2 protein-coding genes are annotated in these 497 nt (G+C 59.2%); both read right to left on the bottom strand.

All coding sequences use genetic code 11. From position 1 onward, the window contains the following. The coding region (locus AC1DF0_RS32175; RefSeq protein WP_477577631.1) for a twin-arginine translocation signal domain-containing protein at positions 1-140 on the bottom strand (140 nt) is incomplete at its 3' end. Positions 141-293: 153 nt separating this feature from the next. Continuing rightward, the coding region (locus AC1DF0_RS32170) for a TIGR00366 family protein (protein ID WP_477577629.1) at positions 294-497 on the bottom strand (204 nt) is incomplete at its 5' end.

Below are 497 nucleotides of genomic sequence, written 5' to 3'. Positions count from 1 at the left end.
TCGCCATGACTGCCACAAGCGCTGAGGGTCGCGCCGACACCGAGTACCGCCACGCCACCCAGGAAGCGGCGGCGACTGGTGTCGGTGGGCGTATCTGTTTGCGGGGAAGAGGCGTCGTTGCGGTTTTCTTCATCGTTCATGGCGAGTTCCGTCTTGCTAAGTTGTTTCAATATGTTTCGGCGGGACGCTAGCAGCGAGGTGTGACAGAGGGGTTACGTTTGTGAAAACAATAAGTCGCCAGTGTGGAAGCAGCCCGCTTCCACACTGGATTGGTAGTGGATTGAAGGTCGGCGTCAAGGCACTACCGGCGCCATATACGTAAGCGTCGTCCCTAGCGCCCACAGCAGAAACAGCACCAGTGGCGTGTGCACCAGCAGCTGCACGAACGAAAACCCGATCAGATCCCGGGCCTTCAACCCGAGCACGCCCAGTAGCGGCAGCATGTAGAACGGGTTGATCAGGTTCGGCAGGGCTTCGGCGGCGTTGTAGATCTGCAC

The sequence above is a fragment of the Paenibacillus sp. 05T425 genome (assembly GCF_056396205.1).
This window is presented reverse-complemented; position numbering and strand designations above follow the sequence as displayed.